The organism is Streptomyces sp. OR43 (assembly GCF_008042275.1).
Taxonomy (GTDB): Bacteria; Actinomycetota; Actinomycetes; order Streptomycetales; family Streptomycetaceae; genus Streptomyces.
In genome coordinates this window covers 42,615-57,362 of sequence record NZ_RDBK01000023.1, presented here as the reverse complement: position 1 = coordinate 57,362, position 14,748 = coordinate 42,615, and the positions used below count along the sequence as shown (strand labels likewise).

The 14,748-nt window shown below is 73.3% G+C and carries 12 protein-coding genes; 7 read left to right on the top strand and 5 right to left on the bottom strand.

Annotation, left to right across the window (positions count from 1 at the left end; genetic code table 11):
• The 5 genes from EAO72_RS12065 to EAO72_RS12045 all read right to left on the bottom strand — a co-directional run bounded on the left by EAO72_RS12065 (nucleotide 1) and on the right by EAO72_RS12045 (nucleotide 4,639).
• Nucleotides 1-774: an SDR family NAD(P)-dependent oxidoreductase gene (locus tag EAO72_RS12065; protein WP_148017284.1), complete on the bottom strand. Its 774-nt coding sequence runs from the start codon at nucleotides 772-774 to the stop codon at nucleotides 1-3.
• Complete coding sequence (locus tag EAO72_RS12060) at nucleotides 771-1,439, bottom strand: TetR family transcriptional regulator (protein WP_148017283.1); 669 nt, start codon at nucleotides 1,437-1,439, stop codon at nucleotides 771-773. The genes EAO72_RS12065 and EAO72_RS12060 overlap by 4 nt, the downstream gene beginning before the upstream one ends.
• Nucleotides 1,440-1,538: 99 nt before the next feature.
• Entirely contained in the window at nucleotides 1,539-2,753 is a 1,215-nt protein-coding gene (locus tag EAO72_RS12055; protein WP_187285019.1) for a PP2C family protein-serine/threonine phosphatase, read from the bottom strand.
• A 204-nt stretch (nucleotides 2,754-2,957) separates the two neighbouring features.
• Complete coding sequence (locus EAO72_RS12050; RefSeq protein WP_148017282.1) at nucleotides 2,958-3,722, bottom strand: GNAT family N-acetyltransferase; 765 nt, start codon at nucleotides 3,720-3,722, stop codon at nucleotides 2,958-2,960.
• Nucleotides 3,719-4,639, bottom strand: a complete 921-nt coding sequence (locus tag EAO72_RS12045; protein WP_148017281.1) for an NADP-dependent oxidoreductase — start codon at nucleotides 4,637-4,639, stop codon at nucleotides 3,719-3,721. The genes EAO72_RS12050 and EAO72_RS12045 overlap by 4 nt, the downstream gene beginning before the upstream one ends.
• Before the next feature lie 292 nt (nucleotides 4,640-4,931).
• On the opposite strand from EAO72_RS12045, the gene EAO72_RS12040 reads away from it, so the two are divergent.
• The 7 genes from EAO72_RS12040 (at nucleotide 4,932) to EAO72_RS12010 (ending at nucleotide 14,498) form a co-directional block, all read left to right on the top strand.
• Nucleotides 4,932-6,584 (top strand): ABC transporter substrate-binding protein, encoded by a 1,653-nt coding sequence (locus EAO72_RS12040; RefSeq protein WP_148017280.1) that lies wholly within the window; start codon nucleotides 4,932-4,934, stop codon nucleotides 6,582-6,584.
• Nucleotides 6,585-6,612: 28 nt separating this feature from the next.
• A complete protein-coding gene (locus EAO72_RS12035; protein WP_148017279.1) occupies nucleotides 6,613-8,739 on the top strand; it encodes an alpha/beta hydrolase family protein in 2,127 nt (708 codons plus the stop codon).
• Entirely contained in the window at nucleotides 8,736-9,794 is a 1,059-nt protein-coding gene (locus EAO72_RS12030; protein WP_148017278.1) for an ABC transporter permease, read from the top strand. Before EAO72_RS12035 ends, EAO72_RS12030 begins: the two co-directional genes overlap by 4 nt.
• Nucleotides 9,791-10,615, top strand: a complete 825-nt coding sequence (locus EAO72_RS12025; RefSeq protein WP_148017277.1) for an ABC transporter permease — start codon at nucleotides 9,791-9,793, stop codon at nucleotides 10,613-10,615. Before EAO72_RS12030 ends, EAO72_RS12025 begins: the two co-directional genes overlap by 4 nt.
• The gene (locus tag EAO72_RS12020; RefSeq protein WP_148017276.1) at nucleotides 10,615-12,543 is read left to right on the top strand and encodes an ABC transporter ATP-binding protein; all 1,929 of its coding nucleotides are present in this window, start codon (nucleotides 10,615-10,617) and stop codon (nucleotides 12,541-12,543) included. Before EAO72_RS12025 ends, EAO72_RS12020 begins: the two co-directional genes overlap by 1 nt.
• A 68-nt stretch (nucleotides 12,544-12,611) precedes the next feature.
• Nucleotides 12,612-13,223 (top strand): helix-turn-helix domain-containing protein, encoded by a 612-nt coding sequence (locus tag EAO72_RS12015; RefSeq protein ID WP_148017275.1) that lies wholly within the window; start codon nucleotides 12,612-12,614, stop codon nucleotides 13,221-13,223.
• 312 nt (nucleotides 13,224-13,535) lie between these two features.
• Nucleotides 13,536-14,498, top strand: coding sequence for an RNA polymerase sigma factor SigF (locus EAO72_RS12010; protein ID WP_148017274.1), 963 nt, complete (start codon nucleotides 13,536-13,538; stop codon nucleotides 14,496-14,498).
• Nucleotides 14,499-14,748: the final 250 nt, after the last annotated feature.

The following is a 14,748-nucleotide window of genomic DNA, read 5'->3' as shown; positions in this document are numbered from 1 at the left end:
TCAGGAGGCGGAGTAGCCGCCGTCCACCAGGTGGTAGCTGCCGTGGATGAAGGAGGCGCGGTCGGAGAGCAGGAAGGCGGCGAGCTCCGCCACTTCCTCCGCCGTCCCGAGGCGCCCAGCCGGGTGCAGCGAGATCAGGTGGTCGCGGGCCGGGCCCTCGGTGTTGCGCAGCAGCGGGGTGTCGATGAAGCCGGGGCCGACCGCGTTGACGCGGACGTTCTGTGCGGCGTATTCGAGGGCCGCCGTCTTGGTGAGGCCGACGACCCCGTGCTTGGCCGCGACGTACGCGGGTGAGCCCGCGAAGCCGTTGGTGCCGAGGATCGACGACATGTTGACGATCGCGCCGCCGCCCGCGGCGACGATGGCGGGGAGTTCGTAGCGCATCGAGTAGAAGACGCCGCTCAGGTTGGTGGCGACGACCCGGTTCCAGTCCTCGACGGCGTACTCGCCGGTCGGGCTGCTCGGCCCGCCGATGCCGGCGTTGTTCACGGCGAGGTGCAGGGCGCCGAAGGTGTCGACGGCGAACCGCACACCCGCTTCGACGGAGGCGGGGTCGGTGACGTCCATCGCCACGGCTGCGGCCCTGGCTCCGGCGCTCTCCAGCTCGGCGACGGCCTTGCGGGCACTCTTCTCGTCGTAGTCGGCCACGACGACGGACGCGCCGGAGGCGGCGAGCCGGTGGGCCAGCGCCAGGCCGATGCCGGACGCTCCTCCGGTGACGAGGGCGGTGCGGCCGGCGAATTCCTGGTCGGCGGGGGTGGGGGTGGTGCTCATGGTGTTCCGTTTCCTTCCGTGGTGCTGTGTGACGCCGGTCCTGCGGGCTCCTGGACGAGCTCTGCCGAAAGGGCGCCGAATGCCTGCTCGACCAGTTGGGGCAACTCGTCGGGGCAGCCCCCGCGCACCCAGGCGGTCTGGGCGGCGAGCAGCGCTCCGGCTCCGGCGGCGACCGTCACGGCGGGGCGGATGTCCTGCCGCGGGTCGGCTCCGAGCCGGTCGGCGACGATGGCGACCGAGTCCTCCTGGGCGTCCACCCTGATGTGGTGGAACGCCGCGTAGAGGGTCGGCTCCTGCTCGGCGAGGACCAGCAGTTCGAAGATCCTCGGGCGGCGGTGCCAGGCCTCCGCTTCGGGATCCGCCAGCCAGTCCAGGACGGCCCGGCAGTACGCGGTGAGCGGGGGTTCGCCGGCGGGCCGGGCCCGCAGCGCGTCGTTGATCCGGTCGCCGTCACCCCGGACGGAGTCCAGGACGGCGGCCTCCTTGCTCGCGAAGTACCGGCTGAAGGTACGGCGGTCGACGTCGGCGCGTTCCGCGATCTCCTCGACCGTGACGTCCCGCAGGCCCCTGTCGAGCACGAGCTCGAACGCGGCCTGGGCCAGTGTGTCCCGGGTCCGGCGCGCCTTGCGGCTCCGCCTCTCCGGGGTCTTCCGTTCCCGGTTCATATCTGCACCGTACACCCAAAAATGTCCCGACGCGACATAAGTCTCGTCGGGACATGAACAGGGGTGCGCACCTGCCCCCACGGGCCGGATCCGGCGCCGTCAGCGGCCGCTGACCACCGCTGCGGCCCGCCTCGCGCCGCGGTTGCGGCACTCGGGCCGGACAGGGCTGCCGAACGGCTCCCGCCGCACGGCGAGCACGGCGATGTCGTCACGCCGCACACCGCCCGAGAACTCCTCCAGGTCGCGGTGGAGCGCGTCGAGCAGTTCCCGGGGACCGTGGTGGGCCCAGTGGCCCAGCCGGGAGTCCAGCGGGTAGAAGGCTCCCGCCGCGTCACGGGCCTCCGTCACACCGTCGGTGAACATCAGCAGCGTCGCGTCGGCGGGGAAGTCCAGCCATTCGGTGACACGCGCCTCGCCGCTGAGGTCGGCCAGGCCCAGCGGCACCGAGGTGCGGCGCAGCGGGACGGGACAGGCCACACCGTCGTGCAGCAGGCGGGGCGGCAGATGTCCGCAGTTGACGGCCTGGACGCGTCCGTCACCGTCGAAGCCGAGCACCAGCGCGGTGACGAAACGTTCGATCTCGCCGGTCTGCGCGGAGAAGGCGTTGTGCCGGGCGACCGCGTCCTCCAGGGCGTCGGCGACCCCGGTCAGGCTGGGCTCGCGGATGGCCGCCTCACGGAACGCGCCGAGTACGGCGAAGCCGGCCCCGATCGCGGCGAGCCCCTTGCCCTGGACGTCCCCGATGATCACCCGGGTTCCGTAGGGCGACGACACGACCTCGTAGATGTCACCGCCGACCAGGCGGTCCTCCTCGATCGGCGCATAGGTGCCGTGGGCGGCCACGTGGTCGGTCACGATGGGCAGCGGGCGCAGGATCTGGCGCTGCAGCGCGACGGCAGCGGAGCGCAGCCTGGCTATCTCGGTGGCATGGCGGATGCGCAGCGCGCAGGCGCCGACACCGAGGAAACAGGCCAGCACCGTGAAGATGAGGCTGCTGGTGACGTCCCAGAACGTGCCGCCCGTGACCAGGCGCGAGGTGACGACCACCACCATGATCCAGGAGGCCACCCCCACGGTCTGCCGGATCGTCCCGAACACGGAGACGAGGGCGGGCACGACGACCAGCAGCGGCACGATGCGCAGTTCGTCGCCGGACCACATGTCGAGGAGGACGATCACGGCGGTCAGCAACGCCACGCCGCAGGACAGCGCCAGGTTGCCGACCCTCGACGCCCGAACGGCCGCCTCGCCCGTCTCCGCGCTGTTGAGCTCCGCTCCGCGCGTCGCCGTCAGCTGCTGGAGCCCGATCGTCACGGCCGTCTCCTCCCGGGATCAGCCGGCCCTGCGCCGGCGTTCGTTTCCAGTGCACCCGAGACGCGGCGGGTGGCACACGAGGCTTACGGCCTCACACGCCGCGCCGAAGGTCCCGAGAACCGGCGGGGACCTTCGGCCCGCGGCTCACGGGCCGAAGGCGGGGCACGGACCTTCCGCGCCCGCGGGGACCCGGGACCTCCGCGATCAGCGCGTGGCCGCCTCACGGACGTCGTCCCGGTCGGAGCCGGGCACACGTACCGGCGGGTGCGCCGGGACGATCGCCGAGAGGAACGGTGTGCGGCGACGGAGGGCGAAGCCCAGCGACTCGTAGAGCCGGACGGCGTTGGTGTTGGACGCGGCGGCGTGCAGGAAGGGCGTTTCGCCGCGCGCCCGGATCTCGTGGGCGACGGCCCGCACGAGTCCGCCGGCGAGTCCCTGCCCGCGGACCGACTCGTCCGTGCAGACCCCGCTGATCTCGCTCCAGCCGGGCGGGCGCATGCGCTCACCGGCCATGGCGACGAGCACCCCGTCGCGCCGCACTCCGAGGTAGGTGCCGAGCTCGACGGTGCGGGTCTCGAAGGGTCCTGGCCGGGTCCGTGCGACCAGGTCCAGCATCTCCGGCACATCGGCGGGGCCGAGCCGGACGGCCTCCGCGCAGGGGGCCGCCTCGACCGCCACGTCGACCAGCTGGACGCCCTCGGCGTCGAAGACGACCTCCCAGTCCTCCGGTGGCCGCTCGCGGAAAGCGGTGACGGTGACGATGCCGCCGGGCCCGGCGAGCGCGGCCGCATCGGCCCAGTCGGCGGCCTCGGGCCGGTCCGGAAGGGCGAGCCAGGGGGTGACGGACGGCGGGTAGCGCAGAATGCGGCCGCGGCGCTCGGCGAAGTGGGCGTGCGGCCCCCGCAGCGCCGAGCCCACCGGGTCGTCGAGGGGGTGCGCAGCACTGTGGGGGGTGGCGGACCCGGTCATGCGGTCACCTCGATCACGGTCTTCCCGAGGGCATGGCCCTCCTCCACCGCGCGCAGCGCCTCGCTCGCCGCGGTGAGCGGGTGGGTCCGGGTGATGTGCGTACGCAGGGCGCCGGAGACGACGAGGGCCGCCACCGCGTCGAGCACCGCGGCGGTGCGGGCCCGTTCGACGGGCGCCCCGCCGAGCTCGGCCACCAGTGGCTTGTCGCCGGCGCTGATCAGCCGGGCCGGGTCTGCGACCAGCGAGGCCGCCTCGCGCAGGGTGTCGCCGCCGGCCAGGTCGTAGACCGCGTCGATGCCGCCGGGTGCCGCGGCCCGTACCCGCTCGGCGAGTCCCGCGCCGGATTCCACGTGGAGCGCGCCGAGCGACTCGACGAACTCCTTCTTGGCCGCGCTCGCGACGCCGATGACCTGAACGCCCGCATGGTGTGCGATCTGCACGGCGGCGCTCCCGACCCCTCCGCCGGCTCCCGTGACCAGCAGCGTGGCCCCCGGGGCGAGGCCGAGCTGGCGCACCCCGTCATAGGCCGTGGCCGCCGCGACCGGCAGCACCGCCGCGTCGGCGAACGGGAGCGAGGCCGGTTTGTGGGCGGTCACGGCGACGGGCAGCAGGGTGCGCTCGGCGTACCCGCCCGTCACCGGGTTGCCGAAGACCTCGTCCCCGACCGCGAACCCCTCGACGCCCGGGCCGGTCGCCTCGACGACCCCCGCGGCCTCGCTGCCGAAGACCGTGGGAAACGACTGCGGCACACTGCCCGGCCGGGTGTACCCGGTGCGCAGCTTCCAGTCCACCGGGTTGACCCCTGCCGCCCGGACGGCCACGAGCAGTTCCCCGGGACCGGGGACGGGCACGTCCTGGTCGACGAGCGCCTCCACCTCCGGTCCGCCGTTGCGGGTGAACACGTACGCCTTGGACATCGGCTCCCTCTCTGTTCATGGCTGGGGCAACCGGGCCGGACGCCGATTCCCCAGGAGCAGGAAGTCCGTTCGCCACGCACGTATTCCCCGCTGCGGGGTTCACACGCCGACCGGGGAATCCACCCATCGAGAACAGGAGGGGCCATTCATCCTCTTATGCGGCATAAGGGGATCCCAGCCGTCCACCCCTTGGACGGTCATTAGTCACCCTTTGACGCACTCAAAGCGCTTCGGATACTGTCCACGCCCAGTTGGGCATCAACAGTGGACAAAGTGAGATGGGTGGTTCCCGATGACCTCGGAACCGGGTGGCAACCTCAGCCGACGCCGACTGCTTCGCCTCACCGGCGCCGGCCTGGGTGTCCTCGCCGCGTCCGGTGTGCTCGCCGCGTGTGCGCCCCCGCCCGCGGACAAGTCCGGTGACGGCACGACGGGCTCGGGCGCCGGGGCGCAGGGGGCGGACGTGCCGATCGACTCGCTCACGCTCGCCCTGCCCTCCTCCCTCTCCACCCTCGACGTGGGCCGTGAGTCCGGCGTCCTCAACTACCTGGTCGCCGTGCTGGCCCAGGAGTCCCTGCTCTCGGTCGACCCGTCCGGCAAGCTCGGTCCCGGGCTCGCGTCGTCCTGGAAGCAGCCCGACGCCAGGACGTACGTGTACACGCTGCGCCGCGGCGTCACGTTCACCGACGGCACCCCGTTCACCGCGGACGACGTGGTGGCGTCGATCGACGCGATCCGGGACCCGAAGAACGGCTCCGCCCTCGGTTACGCCTACGCGGGCGTCGAGTCCGTGAAGTCCACGGGCGACCACGAGGTCACCATCCGGCTGAAGGCCCCGGACGCCATGTTCACCTGGACGACGACCGCCGGCGGGCTCCTCGTCAGCAGCCGCGCCTTCCTCACCCGCAACAGGGGCCGGATCGGCACGGCGAAGACGCTGCTGCTCGGCACCGGCCCGTACCGGATCACCGAGTTCGCCGCCGACGACCATGTCCTGCTGGAGCGCAACGACGCGTGGTGGGGCGAGAAGCCGGCCGTGCGGAAACTGAAGCTCTCCTTCGTCCCCGACGCCGGCACACGGCTGGTCGCGATGAAGTCCGGTGCGTTGGACGGCGCCCTCGGCCTCGCCTCGGACGAGGCCCGCGGCTGGGAGTCCCACGCACGCGTCACGTACACCGGCGACCGCTCCGTGGTGTCGCTGGCGTTCGACACCGCGAAGGCGCCGTTCGACGACCTCCACGTCCGCCGTGCCCTCGCCCACGCGACTGACCGCGAGGGCATGGTCAAGGGCATCCTGCACGGCAAGGCAGAGGTCGCCGACGCGCTGCCGTCCCGCGAGATGTGGGGCGACCTGATGCCGGCGTCCGAGGTCGGATCCGGCTACGACGCCATCCCCGCGCTGTCCTTCGACCTGGACGCCGCACGGGCCGAACTGGACAAGTCGTCGGCGAAGGACGGCTTCACGGCCGAACTCCACTACCCCAACAGCGGCCCCCAGCTGGGCAAGGCGGCGCTCGCGCTCGCCGCTTCGCTCAAGAAGATCGGGATCACGCTGAACGTCAAGGAGATCACCCTGGAGCAGTGGGTGGCGGAGCTCGGCTCCGGAAAGCAGCCGCTCCAGTTCCTGTGGTACTTCCCCGTCACGGGCGACCCGGCCGAACTGGCCGACCCGTACCTCAACGCGGCGGCCACGGCGACGAACATCGCGCACTACGACAACGGCACGGTCAACACGGCACTGGACACGGCGAAGTCCGCCACGGACAAGGACGTGCGTGCCCGGGAACTGATGAAGGCCGTGCAGACCGCCGGCGCCGACCTGCCGTACCTCCCCCTGTGGTGGGCCCGGACCGCGTCCGCGTTCTCCGAGGAGTACGTGCTGCTGGACCAGGGCCCGTTCGCGTTCATCGGCCCTTGGGCGACCCGGATCCGCAAGTCCGCCTGACCACCACACCTTCGAGGAACGGAAACCCATGCCCCGTACCGCTGCGATCGTCGTGCGGCGCGTCCGCGAGGCGATGCTGCGCCTGGTCCACCCGGTGGAGGCCCGGATCAGTCCGGACGGCCGCGCGGTCGCCGTGGCGGCGGCGGGCCCCGAGCGGGCCGAGCTGGTCCTCGCCCCGGTGCCCGCCGCACTGACCGGCCGGGCCGCGGACGTGCCGGGCGACGTGCCGCGCGCGCCGTCGGGACCGGCCGCGTCGACGGACCGTCACAGCCCGCGCTGGCTGCCCGACTCCCGGACCCTGCTGCACATCGCCGAGAGCGACGGCCCGACCGGGGCCGAGGTGCGGCTCGACGCCCTGGACACACAGACCGGAGCGGTACGCACCGTCGTCCGGGCACCCGGCGCCGTGGAGGAGCTCCTGGTCTCCGACGACGGGCGCCAGGCGCTGCTGCTCTGCGCGGCGGACGGTGCCGAGCGTGACGGCATGCACCTCGGTCTCCCGGTACGGCTCGGGGCCGTACCGGCACCGGAGCGCTTCGCCCCGGGGACCGGCCGCCGTTCCCTGCATCTCGTCGGCCTCGCCGACGGCTCGCTGCGGGAGGCCGGGCCCGCGGGGCTCACGGTGTGGAACATCGCGTGGCGCGGCGGCTCGACCGCTGTCGCCACGGTGTGCGAGGACACCCTGCCCGCCGGGTACTACGACGCCCGGTTCGCCGCCCTGGATCTCGACGCCCGCACCTCCAGGACCGTGTACACGCCCCAGGGCCAGCTGGGCGCCCCGGCGCTCGCCGCCGACGGCCGGTCGGCGGCGGTCTGCGAAGGCATCTCCATCGTCGCCGGACGCCCGGTCGTCGCCGACCTGGCCACGGGGAACACCACCGTGGCGGCCGGCGTCGAGGACGCCACCTGGCTGCGGTTCGACGACACCTCGCCCGGCGCCCTGTGGTTCGCCGGCTGGGACGGGACGGGGTCCCGCGTCGGGCACACCGCTCACCCCGGGGTCGTCCGCTGGTCGGGTCCGGTGACCCTCGGCGGGGCCGGCTACCAGCCCGGCCTGTCGCTCAGCCGCGACGGGCTGCTGGCCGCGACCGTGCTCGACGCACCGGGCCGTCCGCCCGAGGCCGTCGTCACCCGCACCGAGGGGCCGGCTGCCTGGAACTGGACACCGGTCACCACGCTCAACGCCCAGGCGGACCCCGAACTCGCCGGTCTCCGTACCGAACAGATCCACTGGTCCGCGCCCGACGGCCGCACCGTACAGGGACTCGTCCTCTCCGACGGCGACAGCACCGGCCCCCGCCCCCTCGCCGTCCTCGTGCACGGCGGTCCCGCCTGGCTCTGGTCCGCCGGGTACGCGCCGGGCGACGTGCTGGGGCTGGCGCCCGCCCTGGCCGCCGCCGGATACCTCGTGCTGCTGCCCAACCCCCGCGGCAGCAGCGGCCGGGGGCTCGAACATGCCCGCGCCGTGGTCGGGGACGTCGGCGGCGCCGACCTGGAGGACGTGCTGTCCGGTGTGCGCCACCTGACCGGCGCCGGTCTCGCCGACCCGGACCGCACCGCGGTCCTGGGCCACAGCTACGGCGGCTTCCTCGCCGCCCAGGCCGCGGCACGCACCGATGTGTTCCGGGCCGCGGTCGTCGTCTCGGCGCCGACCGACTGGCTGAGCTTCACGCACACCAGCAACATCGGCGGCGGCTACGACCGGACGTACGCGATCGGCGGCCCGGACGCCCCGCAGGAACTGATCCGGCGCTCGCCCGTCTTCGCCCGTGGCGGCAGCGGCACCCCGACGCTCATCGTGCACGGATCCGCGGACCGGGTCACGCCGGTCGGGCAGGCCCAGGAGCTGTACCGGTCGCTGCTGCGCACCGGCCGCGCCCCCGTCGAGCTGTACGTGTACCCGGACGAGGGCCACGAGTTCACCGACGGCGGGCACCTCCTCGATGCCGCGGCCCGGGTCGAACAGTGGCTCGCCACGCACCTGGCGCCGCGTCCCGCGGCCGCCCACCCGACCGCCGTGCCGGGGGACGCTTCCCCCGAGCCGATCCCCGGCACGGCCTTCCCGGCGGGGCCGGAGGACGTCACCCTCCTGACACCCTCCGGTCCCGCCATCCCCCGCCCGGCTTCCGCCGGCCCCGCCGGAGCCGAACGATGACGGCCACCACCCGGTCGCGGCTGAGCGCCGCGCTCCCCGCCGGGCTCGTGGTGCGCCGCCTCGGCGGCACCCTGGGGCTGCTGTTCGTCCTGTCCGTCGCCGTGTTCGCCCTGCTCCAGGCCGCACCGGGCGACCCCGCCCAGACACTGCTGGGTCCGCGCAGCGCCACCCCCGAGGCGCTGGCCGCCGTACGGGCCCGCCACCACCTCGACAGCCCGATGGCCGTGCAGTACTGGTACTGGCTGAGTGACGCCGTCCGGCTCGACCTCGGTACGTCGATCCGCACCGGCGAGAGCGTCGCCGCCGCACTGGGCGACCGCCTGCTGCTCACCGGGCAACTGGTCGGGCTGGGCTTCGCCGTGGCGCTGCTGCTCGGGATACCGCCGGGCGTGCTGGCGGGCCTGCGCAACCGGCGCGTCACCGACCGGGCCGTGCAGAGCCTCGGGGTGGTGGCCCTGTCCACCCCGGCGTTCGCGGGCGGACTGGTGCTCATCTACGTGTTCTCGCTGATGCTCGGCTGGTTCCCGGCGTACGGACCGGGCGAGGGCTCGGGAACGGACCGGCTGGCACACCTGGTGCTGCCGGCCCTGGCGCTCGGACTCGCCGTGACCGCCGTCCTGCTGAAACTGACCCGGGCGGCGGTGATCCGGGAACTCGGCCGGGAACACGTCACGTTCGCCCGCGCCCGGGGGGTCCGGGAGCGGGACATCCTGCTGCGGTACGTGCTGCGCGGCACCGTCGTCCCCGTCCTCACCGGCATCGGGCTGATCCTCGCCTACCTCCTGGCCGGAACGGTCATGGTCGAGCAGGTCTTCGCGCTGCCGGGGCTCGGCTCCCTGCTCGTCGACTCGGTCACCTTCCGCGACGTGCCGGTCGTCCAGGCCGAGGCGTTGCTCATCGCCGCCCTCGTCTGTCTGGCCAACCTGGTCACCGACCTCGTACAGCCGCTGCTGGATCCGCAGTTGCGGAGCGCGCCCGCGGCCGGGACCCCGTCCACGGCGAAGGCGTCCGCCTCCGCCCTGCCGTCCGGCGCCCATCAGGAGGGGAACGCGTGAAATCCCGTGCCGTCCGCAGGTTCTCCCCGCTCACGGTGTCCTGCACCGTCCTGCTGGTGCTGTTCGCGCTGGCCGCGGCCGTCGGCCAGCTGGTCCTGCCGGACTGGGACGCCCAGGATCTCGCGACGGGCGCGGCCATGCCCGGTGGCGGGCATCTGCTCGGCACCGACGAACTCGGCCGCGACATCGGCCGGATGGTGGTCGCCGGTGCCCGGTCCACCCTGGCCGGTGCGGCCCTGGTCGCGGTCGGGTCGATGGTCATCGGCAACGTCCTCGGTCTGCTGGCCGGCTACCGCGGCGGCTGGATCGACACCGTCGTGCGGCGCTGGGCCGATCTGCTGCTGGCGCTGCCCGCGCTCCTGGTGACGATCGTCGTGGCGGGGATCGGCGGTGGCGGCTACGCGCTCGCCGTCGGTGTGCTCGTCGTACTGACGTCGCCCGCCGACATCCGCCTCGTCCGGTCCGCCGTGCTGGAGCAGCGGCACCGCGCGTACGTCGAGGCGGCACAGACCCTCGGCCTCTCCCCCTTCACGGTGATGACCAGGCACATCTGGCCCAATGTGCTGCCCGTCGTGGTGGCGAACACCCTGCTGAACTTCGCCGGGGCGATCGTGGCGCTGAGCTCCCTGTCCTTCCTCGGCCTCGGTGTCCCGCCGGGCGCCCCGGACTGGGGCCGGATGCTCTCCGAGAACCGCACCCTGCTGTACGACAACCCGTCCGCTGCCCTGGCTCCCGCCGTACTCATCGTCGCGGCGGCCGTGGCACTCAACCTCCTCGGCGACCGGTTGTTCGAGGCGTTCTCCGACCGTGGGAGGTCCTGATGACGGCGCGTGCGACCACGGCCGGCCCTGCCGCCGCCGCTCCACCGGCGACCGGACAGCTGCTGGCCGTCGACGGCCTGCGGGTGGCGGCGACGGCCTCGCCGGGCGGTCCGGTCCCGATCCTGGAGGGCATCTCGCTGGAGGTGGGCCGGGGCGAGTGCATCGGCATCGTCGGCGAGTCCGGCAGCGGCAAGTCCCTGGCCATGCGGGCCGTGGCGGGACTGCTGCCGTCCGGGACCGGGGTGACGGGCGGCTCCGTACGCATCGACGGCCGGGAGGTCCTCGGTCTTTCGCCGCGCGAACACCACGCATTGCGGGGGCGGCGCGTCACGCTGCTGATGCAGGACCCCTTCACCATGCTCCATCCGCAGCTCACCTGCGGACGCCAGATCGCGGACGGGCTCCGCGACCTCGACGGCGGACGGAACCTGCGCCGGGCGAAGACGGCCCGGCGCGCCGAAGTGGAGCGGCGGCTGGCCGAGGTCGGCCTCGGCCCCGATGTCGCCGACCGCTATCCGCACGAGCTGTCGGGCGGGATGCGTCAGCGCGTCGCGGCGGCCGCGGCGCTCGCGGGCGACCCCGAACTGCTGATCGCGGACGAGCCGACCACGGCCCTGGACGCCGCCAGCCAGGGTGCCGTACTGGATCTGCTGCGTGGCCTGCAGCGGAGCCGGCACATGGGGCTGGTCCTCATCACGCACGATCTGCGGGTCGCGTTCTCCGCCTGCGACCGGGTGTACGTGCTGTACGCGGGCCGGGTACTGGAACACGGCAGCTCGCAGGAGCTGGAGTCCGGACCGCTGCATCCGTACACCGCGGGCCTGCTCGCCTCCGAACCGTCGGTGCACGAGCGGTTCGCGGAACTTCCGGCCATACCCGGCTCCGTGCCCGCCCCGGGGTCCCGGGGACCGGGCTGCCCGTTCGCCGACCGCTGCGCCCACGCGGCCCCGGTGTGCCGCAGCCGACCGGTCGAGCTGCTGCCGCGGGTGGGGGCCGGGGCGGCGGACGGAACGGTCCGGTCGTCGGCCTGTGTGCGCCTGCCCGAGATCGGCGGCGCGCTCGCCGCACCGTCGGCGCGCACGGTCGCGGTACCGGCGGCGGTGCCCGGTCGGGAACCGCAGGAGGAACCGGCCCCGGACGCGGCGCTCGTGGCCACGTCCGTCGACCGCACGTTCCGCTCGTCGGCCGGGGACCACACCGCGCTCCTCGATGTCGGTCTCACGGTTCCGCGGAACACGGTCGTCGCCCTGGTCGGCGAGTCCGGCTCGGGCAAGACGACGCTCGCCAGGATCGCCGTCGGCCTGGAGACGTTCGACCGGGGCGCGGTGTCCGTGGGCGGGATCGCCCTGCCCGCGGGACGTCGTCCCACCACGGCGGACCGGCGGCGTCTGGCGGAACAGGTACAGATCGTGTTCCAGGACCCGTACTCCTCGCTCAACCCGCTGCGCACCGTGGGCGCGACGCTGCGCGAGGCCCTGGCCGCCGCCGCGGGCGGGCGCGGGCGGGGCGACGCGCCCGGGGTGGACGACCTCCTCGCACAGGTCGGGCTGCCCGGGGCGTACGCCTCGCGCCGTCCGGCCGCGCTCTCCGGCGGCGAGCGCCAAAGGGTCGCCCTGGCACGCGCCCTGGCCGCCCGGCCCCGGCTGCTGATCTGCGACGAGGCGGTGGCGGCGCTCGATGTGTCGGTCCAGGCCCAGCTGCTCAACCTGCTCGTCGCGCTGCAGCGCGAGGAGGGCTTCGCGGTGCTGTTCATCACCCACGACCTGGGCGTGGTGCGGCAGATCGCGGACCTGGTGGCCGTGATGCACCGGGGGCGGATCGTCGAGCAGGGGGTCGCCGCCCAGGTCCTGGACGACCCGCAGCACCCCTGGACCCGCCGCATGATCGACGCGGTTCCCGGGTCCGCCGGCACCGGTGGTCACCCCTGACCGGTGCCCGCAGGCGCGGGTAGAGTGTGCCGCTGACCTGCGCGAAGCAGCGAGAGCGAGGAGGAACGGTGTCCGAGACGACCACCGACGCCGGACCGCCCCCGGCCGCGCGTCCTCCGGAGGCGGGGAAGTCCGCCTCCGGTGTGCGGGCTTCCCTGGCCGGGAATCTCAACCGGCGTCGGCTCGCCAGGGGTTGGAGCCTGCGTGAGCTGTCGGCAGCGACCGGCGTCAGCAAGGGACTGCTGTCCCAAATAGAGCGGGCGGAGGCCAATCCGACCGTTGACGTGCTGGTCCGGATCGCCGACGTGCTGGGCACCAACTGCACGGATCTGCTGCGCCAGCCGCTGCTGGAACCGGAGATCATCCGGGCCTCCTCGCTGGACGAGCCCGCGGACGAGACCTCGGTCAGCCTGCTCTACTCCGGTCACGAGCAGGGCCGTCTGGAGATCTACCGGACCAGGCTCCACCCGCACGCGCAGAGCCAGGTCAGTTCGCACGGCACGGAATCGGTGGAGTACGTGCTCGTGATGTCCGGTCAGGTGACGCTGGTGGTGAACGACGTTCCGTACCTCCTGGAGGCAGGGGACACGGCCCGTTTCTCGGCACAGTGCAGCCACTACTACACCACCGAGGACTCCCCCGCGGTCACCCACACGATCGTCGGATATCCGCGCGACTGACGGCCCCGCCCGGGGCCGGGCGGGCCTCGGCGCACCGTCGATTTCGACTCAACTACCGCCGGATACGCGTCGGCCCGCCCCCAGGCGGCCGCGGCTGTGGCACTCTGGTGAGGACCGCCCCACCGGGCTCCCCCGTACCGGTGGGGCGGTTCTGCGTGCCGGGACGCCGAGCCCTGCCCAGGCGGCCGGAAGCCCGTCGACTTCCGGCCATTGACGTCAAGTCACTGATCAAATTCCGTTTGTGCGCATGGGAAACACCTGACGGGGCAAGCGTCTACACCTGATGGCCTACCACCAGGGGAGCGTGACGAGATGACGACGCACACTGCGCGAACTGCCGGTGCGGAGCGAGCGGAGAGTGCACGGTCGGCACCGGCCGGCCAGGACACAGTCGTGACGGCTGTCGCCGGGCAGGACGAACTCACGGGCACCGGGCCTGCCCCCATGGACCTCGGCGACCTGCCGTGGATCGAGGACGCGGGCAAGGTGGCGCCCACCGACGCACGGGAACTGTCCCGGCTGTTCTTCGACCGCCTCCAGGTCCTGGAGGAAGGGACGCCCGCCCATCAGTACGCGCGGAACACGCTCATCGAGATGAACCTGTCCCTCGTCCGCTTCGCCGCCGGCCGGTTCAGGAACCGGGGCAGCGGCGACATGGAGGACATCGTCCAGGTCGGCACCATCGGGCTGATCAAGGCCATCGACCGGTTCGACCTGTCCCGCGAGGTCGAGTTCACCTCCTTCGCGGTCCCGTACATCACCGGGGAGATCAAACGATTCTTCCGCGACACCAGCTGGGCGGTCCATGTGCCGCGCCGGCTCCAGGAGTTGCGGGTCGACATCGCCAAGACCAAGGAGGCCCTGGCCGGTGAGCTCGACCGCGACCCCACCGTTCCCGAGCTCGCCGCGCACCTGGGGCTGAGCGAGGAGGAGATCACCGAGGGAATCGTGGCGGCCAACGGGTACACCGCGGGTTCGCTGGACATGCCGGCCGCCGCGGCCGACCCGGGGCAGCACAGCACGACGGGGCGGACCTTCGCCGATGTGCTGGGCGGCCCGGATCCGGCCATGGAGACGGTCGAGAACCTGCACGCCCTGGCACCGCTGCTCGACGATCTGGACGAGCGGGAGCGTCGCATCATCGACATGCGGTTCGGCCAGGAGATGACGCAGTCGCAGATCGGCGCCGAGCTCGGCATCTCGCAGATGCACGTCTCCCGGCTGATCAGCCGGATTCTGCGCCGGCTCCGTGACGGGATGACCATCGAGGAATGAGCGTGACGTGCGGGCTCCGGGTCGCCGCAGCGGCCCGGAGCCCGCACGCGTGTCCGGACGCGGTCCTCGCCGGAACCTGCCGTCGCGGCCGTCCGAACATTGCGGCCCGATGAAATCCGCACCCCTCAGGGACAGCAGCGGCCCCCTGCCCCGGCCGGCACGCCCGATCTCTCCGGTGCCGCGTCCGCGCAGGTCGAAGCCGTGCCGGGGGCCCGGGGGCACACCGCGCACGTCGGCCGGTCCGGTCTCT